We start from the raw sequence: 8,141 nt of genomic DNA, 5'->3' as shown, positions 1-8,141 counted from the left end.
TCCTCCATTTACACTTTTAACTACTCCGGCTTCTTTAGCCATCATATTCTCCTTATTGTTTATAGTATTTGAAATTTTGAATGAATTATATAAATTTTAAAAGGGCTTGTCTATTGTACTGGGGTACAGTGATGTAAAAAATATTTGTGTGATATTTGAGGGATATTTTGTAGCAAAGAAAGAAATTTGCTCTATTTTGATGTTAAAGAATTTTATAATTTTATTAGTAAAGGGGGATATCCATCAAATTTCCCTTTGGGATTAAAAAAGATAGTTAAATTTTAAATCTCATGTACCACTACATCTTTAATTTCTAAGGTTACGGTATGGCTTCCTTCTACTTTTGTATAGACAGTATACCCATCAGAAGTAGGATTAGTATCCTTTAGCCAGCCTTGTAATGTTACATTGTCACCGTTATCACCATCTATTCTTAGTTTATTATTACTATCAGTCATATCTAAAACATCTCTAGCTGATAGATTTATATTATGATTACCTTCAGTTAAATCCAATATTTCAAAATTTTTAACTTTAGTAAGGTCTACGCTATCATCAGCAATTTTTAATCTATCTTTGTTTCCGGCTCCGCCATCGATAGTAGTATTAATTAGCGTTGCGCCTTTTTCAACTACGATGGTATCATTACCAGTTTCACCCAATAAGCTATCACCATATATAGAAGAATTTTCAAATCTGGCTCCGGATTTAATATGGATCGTATCATTACCAGTATCACCCTCTATTCTAGCGTTATCAAATTTTCCAGAGTTAACGAAAATTTGATCACCTCCTGCTCCGCCGTGTATGCCAGCATTGTGATTATATACGTTGTCGCCTTTAAATTCTGCTCCGTTAACATTTATTATATCGTCGCCAGCATCTGCATATACATTAGCTTGATTAAATTTAGCTCCGCTTTCTAGAGTTATAGTATCCTTACCATTTCCAGCAGCTATATAAGAGAAATCTTGGAATATAGTGCCGTCTTTTATAGTGATTACATCATTTCCGCCACCGGTTACTATATTAGATCCTATACCATTGTCGTCTTTCATAAAGATAGCATTCGATATAGTTACACTATCCCCATCATTACCATTAAAGCCTGCAGGACTTGATTCATCTGTATATAACGTAGATCTCTTAAATACTATACGATCTTCATTAGCGGTACTCTTACCTTTGATCTTTATAGTGTCTTCTCCAGCACCAGTATTTATAGAAACATTATCTATAGTTGCTCCAGTATTGATATTTACTATATCGTTGCCATTACCCATATCAACAGTAGAATCTTTAAGTGTAGCATTGCTTACTGTTAAAGTATCAACACCATCACCCATATCAGCTTTGATTTTTGCTGTAGCACCATCACGTATTTTTATCTCATCATCTCCACCATTACCATATATCTTACCATCAGGAAAAGCATCAGTAATAGTAAAGTTTCCACCCTTGATATCTATAATATCTTTATTATTACTTCCATCGATTTTACTAATTTTGGCTTCACCATTTTGATGGAAATTCATATATTGCTCACCTAAAGATTCATCAGCACCGATATGTACATCATTTAGTACAGCATCTCCAGTCACATTTAGGGTAGTTTTATCAGTAGCTTTGCCACCATTATATGCAGAGGTACCTAGTTTTAATGTTGCAGTATCTATTTCTGCATTACCGCTTATATTTATTTTATCATCAGCTCCAGCACCTGCGCCGATGAAACTATTTTTGACCTTAGCATTGCCAGTTATGTTTATAGTATCGTTATCTTCTTCTCCGTCAAGAATCACTCTACTCAAGTTAGCATTGTCGGTTATTGTTACTATGTCTTCTCCACTTCCGGTTCTATGATATCCACCATCCATACTAGTTTTGCCAGCTATATTTATTTTGTCATTGCCGCTTCCACTATCAATATAGCCACCTTCCATTATGGTATTACCATTTATGGTTATTTCATCGTTGCCATTTCCTGATATAACTCCACTGGTTATGATTTTTCCGCCATTAATATTTATAATATCTTTAGGGCCATTTACAGTGTCTGTAACATCTCCATCACCAGCATCTATTTTTACATTATCTAATACAGTATTATCGCCTGAAATAGTTATCTTGTCATTACCTGGTTTTTGTGTATTTTCACCATCACCAAGTATTAAGCTAGAACTAGCTTTAGTTCCATCTTTTATATAAATTTCATCATTTCCAGCTCCACCTGATATTACAGAGTCCGTATTTAAGTATGCTTCATCACCACCATTTATAGTGATAGTATCGTTGCCGTCACCACCACTTATTGTAGAGCCGCCGCTTATGTTTAAATTTTTAGTCATGATGATATCATTTCCATCACCAGCTTTTATTTCACTAACTCTTGCACCATCTGCTCCAAGTAAAGTATTTTCGATATTTATTTCATCGTCATCAGCACCAGCCATCAAGATAGAACCTCTGAAATTAACCTGATTTGTGTTGATTCCTTTAAAATTTACGTGATCCTTGCCAGCCCCAGTACTTATCATAGTATTAATTATATTTACGCCATGATCTATATTTAAGTTATCTGAACCTAAGCCAGTACCTATATAAGATTTACCACTTATATATTCTTGAGTTAATGGATCTCTTTCAAATGAGCCACTACCTGTTATATCATAAGTTATATTGACATCATTTCCATTTAGGCTACTATAAATTTTAGTATCTACATTGGTAAGATCTGAAATAATCTTGCTTCTATTATCTCCACCAAATACACTAAGATCACTTAAAGGATTTAATATCTTGGCTATACCTCCAGCAAAATTTGAAGATCTAGCACTACTTGTTAGCACTAAGTCTTTGGCATTATCTTGACCTATAGCTAGTAGGCCGTTGTTGCTTTTAAACCAACCATCTTGGAAGGTAAATTTATTTACTCCTGCATTAGGGACAAAATAATCCCTTCCATCATGCCATCTAACTAACTTATATCCATTTAGTGTAGATCCGGCATTAAGCATATCATTTACTAGGCTTAGCATATGAGAAACAAAACCGCCACTTATATCGTTATTCATATAAGCCGATAGTGGAATTTTTATACTTCCTGATGGCAAAGTAGGTCCTGTTGCTACAACACTAACACTGTTTCCTCCACTTACGCCAAGAGTATTATCTCTAACTCCTGCGGCTACTACTGTAGTCATGACATGCGTACTTCCTACACTAGCATTTATGTTGCAGATATGACCGCTTTCAGCAAAACTAGCAGAAGATAAGCTTACGCCATCTCCTCTTCTAGCGCCCATATCTCCGCTACCCGATATTGAAATGTCAGTTACTGCTTGGTTATTATTAGTATCTTGATCTAGAGTTGTAGTATCTTTATCATCAGATTGAGTTATTGGTACTTTAGGGTCAGAGCTATCTATAACTATCTTTTCTTTTTGATTAATGTCTTCAACGCTAATATCTTTTACTTCTATAGTTACATTGTTAAGAGCTCTTACACTTTTTTCTTGTAACACTTTAACCCATTCCAGCTTATTTATTGTGCTTAAAATTGTTTTGATTTTATAAATCGGAAAATTATATATATTTTTAAAGGGCATGTCTATTGTACTTTGGTGCTAATTTTGGATATGTATTGGATAAAAATATTAAATTTGCTAGCTAAATTTGAGTTTTAAGGTAATTAAAATAGAAATTTATAAAATAAAAATATCCCAAAGGAAAAATCCTTTGGGATTAGTTAGCTAAATATTAAAATACGTGTACTTGGTCTTGGACTTCTAGAGTTACAGTTTTTCCACCCTCTATGTTAGTATAAACATTGTAGTTAATACCATTTTCATCAGTAGTTGTAGTGCCTGAAGCAACCCAACCCTTGCTCACAAGATCAAGGTTATCGTTACTATCACCACCTATTCTTAGCTTATTGTTATCATCAGTCATATCTAGAACTTCTTTGGCTGATAGATTTATGTTGTGGTTGCCTTCAGTTAGATCTAGTTTTTCAATGTTCTTAACTTTGCTAAAGTCTAAACTATCATCAGCAACTTTTAATGTATCATATCCAGCTCCGCCATCGATAGTTGTATTATTTAGGCTTACACCTTGTTTGACTGAGATAAGATCGTTACCTGCATCGCCGTTTATTACTGCATTATTAAATGTTCCAGAGTTGACGAAAATTTGATCATTGCCATCTCCACCATGTATACCAGCATTAGGATTACCATTTTGACCTTGGAATTCCGCTCCATTGACATTTATTGTATCGTCGCCAGCATCTGCACGCACACTAGCTTGATCAAATTTAGCACCACTTTCTAAAGTTATAGTATCCTTACCATTTCCAGCAGCTATATAAGAGAAATCTTGGAATAAAGTTCCATCTTTTACTGTAATCACATCATCTCCACCACCGGTTAGTACGCTAGACAATCTACCATCATCGCTTTTTATAAAGGTAGTATTTGATATCGTTACATGATCCACGTCATTAGCAAGGTATCCTGCATCATCAGTATACAAAGTAGATCCCTTAAACGTTATACGGTCAGTGGCGCTGTTACCCTTAAGCTCTATAGTATCCTCTCCAGCACCCATCTCTACAACTGTACGAGTGAGCGTTACCCCGCTAGCTATATTAACCTCGTCAGAGCCAGCACCGGTTCTGATATTTGACTGAGTAGCCGGTGTAGTCGCTGGTGCAGTGATATCACTATTGATATTTACTATATCATTCTCAGCTCCGGTAGTTATATCAACCTTCTTCACTGTCGCTCCAGCATTGATATTAACGGTACCTACACCAGCACCAGTATTTATAGAAACATTATCTATAGTTGCTCCAGTATTGATATTTACTATATCGTTGCCATTACCCATATCAACAGTAGAATCTTTAAGTGTAGCATTGCTTACTGTTAAAGTATCAACACCATCACCCATATCAGCTTTGATTTTTGCTGTAGCACCATCACGTATTTTTATCTCATCATCTCCACCATTACCATATATCTTACCATCAGGAAAAGCATCAGTAATAGTAAAGTTTCCACCCTTGATATCTATAATATCTTTATTATTACTTCCATCGATTTTACTAATTTTGGCTTCACCATTTTGATGGAAATTCATATATTGCTCACCTAAAGATTCATCAGCACCGATATGTACATCATTTAGTACAGCATCTCCAGTCACATTTAGGGTAGTTTTATCAGTAGCTTTGCCACCATTATATGCAGAGGTACCTAGTTTTAATGTTGCAGTATCTATTTCTGCATTACCGCTTATATTTATTTTATCATCAGCTCCAGCACCTGCGCCGATGAAACTATTTTTGACCTTAGCATTGCCAGTTATGTTTATAGTATCGTTATCTTCTTCTCCGTCAAGAATCACTCTACTCAAGTTAGCATTGTCGGTTATTGTTACTATGTCTTCTCCACTTCCGGTTCTATGATATCCACCATCCATACTAGTTTTGCCAGCTATATTTATTTTGTCATTGCCGCTTCCACTATCAATATAGCCACCTTCCATTATGGTATTACCATTTATGGTTATTTCATCGTTGCCATTTCCTGATATAACTCCACTGGTTATGATTTTTCCGCCATTAATATTTATAATATCTTTAGGGCCATTTACAGTGTCTGTAACATCTCCATCACCAGCATCTATTTTTACATTATCTAATACAGTATTATCGCCTGAAATAGTTATCTTGTCATTACCTGGTTTTTGTGTATTTTCACCATCACCAAGTATTAAGCTAGAACTAGCTTTAGTTCCATCTTTTATATAAATTTCATCATTTCCAGCTCCACCTGATATTACAGAGTCCGTATTTAAGTATGCTTCATCACCACCATTTATAGTGATAGTATCGTTGCCGTCACCACCACTTATTGTAGAGCCGCCGCTTATGTTTAAATTTTTACCTATTGTGATAATATCGTTACCGCCACCACCACTTACAGTAGAGTTATATTGAAGTTTTAGATTATCACCGATAGTAATAATATCATTACCGTCGTTGTCACTATTTACTCCGCCACCAGCTTCACCCCAGTCGCCGTAAATTCCAGCATTGCCGTCTAGGGTTAGATTGTTGCCGATAGTAATCTCATCACTTCCTTGTCCACCTTTTACATCAGCATAGTTTTTAAACGTTACGTTATTTCCTATCTTTACGGTATCATTACCAAAGGTGCTTGGATTACTCATATCGCCGTCATCCATATAGATATCAGAGTTATCTATAGTAGCTTCATTACCTATCTCTACAGTGTCATTATGGAATCCTAGATGCATATGAGTTCCATTGCCGATCTTAGCTTTTTCTCCGATAGTTAGAGTATCGCTTTGATCCCCGGTTATAAGTTTAGAGTGCTCAACAGTAGCATTAGCTCCTATATGGATTTGGTCATCATTACCATGAAGCTCTATTTTGGTATTCTTAACAGTAGAGTAATTTTTGATATTTATAATATCTTTTGCATTTGCTCCCCAATGTGCGGTTATAGATGTCTTATCGTATGAGCTATCATCTTGATCGCCAAAATACTGACCGCTATCTTTGTTATCTATATTTACAGTGTTTGTACCGCCTGAACTTAGACCACCAAGCTCTATCTTGGTCTCGCTAAATGTACCACCTTTGATATTTACTGTGTCATTATCGTTGTTATCACCAGTAGTACTATGGTCGGCACCAGTTTTTATAGAAACATCCGATAAATTTGCTCCAGCATTGATATTTACTATATCATTACCTTTGCCTATGTTTATACCTAAACCTCCGTTTATATGTGCTCCAGAATTTATATTTATGATATCGTTGCCATCACGAGTACTTATATAAGAATTTTCTACCGTTCCGTTTATGTTTACGGTATCCGCTCCCGCGCCGCCGTATACGCTAGAGTTATTTCTAACCGTTCCGTCGATATTTATTTCGTTACCTGCGTCAAAAATAGAATTCTCATTGACGTCGTCGCCGTATACCGATGAATTATCTATTACCGCACCGGATTTGATGTTTATAGTATCGTATCCTTCGTTACCTTGGATTTGAGTTCCGTTTTCAGCCGTTCCGTCGAAATTTATAGTATCGTTGCCTTCATTAGCGTAAATAGTCGCGCCGTCCTTAAGAACTCCGGTCGAACCTACGTTAAACGTATCATCGCCGTCGTCGCCGTAAACAAGTCCGCCCTTGATCTCTCCGTTCATGTTAAAGGTATCGTCGCCGTCTCCGCCGTATATTCTAGTGCCGGAGCTACCGCTAATCCCTACGAATGAGCCTTGATTAAGATTGATCGTGTCGTTACCGTCGCCGGCATCTATTTGAGCGTTTCCGTAATTCAACACGGAGCCTGATTTTACGTTGATAACGTCATCGCCGTCTTCTGTACTAACATACGAATTTACATCGCTAAACGCTCCGCTCATATTTACGGTATCGTCGCCGTCTCCCGTAAATACCGCTTCGCTTAGCCCCTCGTTAATATTTACGTAATCGTCGTTATCGGTAATTTTGCCGTTAGCTTGAGAGTTAATAATCTCGTCGTTATCGGTAGTTACGTTTAGGGTTAAATTTCTTTTATATACGCCGTACTCTACTCCGTTTAGATTAGAATACTTGCTTCCGTCTCGTTCGCCTTGATTTTGATTAGCGCTTTGGGCCGCAGGATTAGTAGCTATATCTACGCCCTCGTGTCCGTAGTTATCTATAGTAGCCACTCTTACTTTAACGTTATTGATTTGATTTGCGTCGGCAAGATTTACGGTAGTACCGCGCGTCCAAGTATTGCCGCCGTCGGTAGAGTACTCTATAGAGTTTGCGTCGTAATCTACTCCGGCTACTCCGCCACTAAAATTTAAATTTAACGTAGTAGGTCTAGCCGTTAATGCAGTAGGTAAAGATAGGTCATAAGTCATAACTCCGCCTTCGTTAGAGCCAGCAGAGCTTATATTTATGCTAACCTTAGGCGTAGTTGCTCCAGCTCCAGCCCCGACAGCACTTCCTCCACTTACACCAAAGCTATTATCTCTACCTGCTGCTAGAGATAAAGCATCTATGCTTCCTACATTAGCATTTATGTTACTAATGTGGCCTCCTTCTGCAAAGC

2 protein-coding genes are annotated in these 8,141 nt (G+C 36.8%); both read right to left on the bottom strand.

Annotated features, from left to right (window positions below):
* Positions 1–281: 281 nt before the first annotated feature.
* Positions 282–3,608 (bottom strand): beta strand repeat-containing protein, encoded by a 3,327-nt coding sequence (locus tag CVS93_RS09650; RefSeq protein WP_107687456.1) that lies wholly within the window; start codon positions 3,606–3,608, stop codon positions 282–284.
* A 151-nt stretch (positions 3,609–3,759) separates the two neighbouring features.
* The coding region (locus CVS93_RS09645) for a beta strand repeat-containing protein (protein ID WP_159071536.1) at positions 3,760–8,141 on the bottom strand (4,382 nt) is incomplete at its 5' end.

The sequence above is a fragment of the Campylobacter concisus genome, assembly GCF_003048535.1.
In the GTDB taxonomy this organism is placed as follows: Bacteria; Campylobacterota; Campylobacteria; order Campylobacterales; family Campylobacteraceae; genus Campylobacter_A; species Campylobacter_A concisus_S.
Note: the sequence above shows the minus strand (reverse complement) of the source record. Positions and strands in the feature narration are given on the sequence as shown.